Consider the following 551-nt stretch of genomic DNA (forward strand, 5'->3'; position numbering starts at 1 on the left):
ATGCACTGACCGCACGTTCCCGTTTTTCCGCACCGCACCGCGACAACGCACTGCCCGGACACGGAGGACCCTCATGACCCCGCCACCCGCCTCGCCGGGCCAAGGCCCGTACGGCGCGTCCCATCACGCGCCGTACGGGGTGGAAGGCGATCAGCCGCTGGTGCGGCCGTACGCCATGACCGGTGGCCGCACCCGGCCCCGCTACCAGCTCGCGATCGAGGCGCTGGTCAGCACCACCGCCGACCCGGTGCAGTACGCGGGCCTGCTGCCGGAGCACCAGCGGATCTGCCACCTGACGCGGGAGATCAAGTCGGTGGCCGAGATCTCGGCGCTGCTCGCCATACCGCTCGGCGTGGCCCGGATCCTCGTGGCCGACCTGGCCGAGGCCGGCATGGTGGCCATCCACCAGCCCGGCAGCGGCGAGGCCGGCGGCCAGCCTGACGTGACACTGCTTGAGAGGGTGCTCAGTGGACTTCGGAAGCTCTAGGGCACAGTCACAGCCGTCGTTCGGTACGACGTCGGCGCGTTCGACGACCTCGGCGAAGATCGTG

1 protein-coding gene is annotated in these 551 nt (G+C 70.6%); it reads left to right on the forward strand.

All coding sequences use genetic code 11. The features are described 5' to 3' along the window. Positions 1–73 precede the first annotated feature (73 nt). A complete protein-coding gene (locus tag HCN08_RS34560) occupies positions 74–487 on the forward strand; it encodes a DUF742 domain-containing protein (protein ID WP_031526299.1) in 414 nt (137 codons plus the stop codon). The last annotated feature ends 64 nt before the right edge of the window (positions 488–551 follow it).

This window comes from Actinacidiphila epipremni (assembly GCF_012034175.1).
GTDB classification, from domain to species: Bacteria; Actinomycetota; Actinomycetes; order Streptomycetales; family Streptomycetaceae; genus Actinacidiphila; species Actinacidiphila epipremni.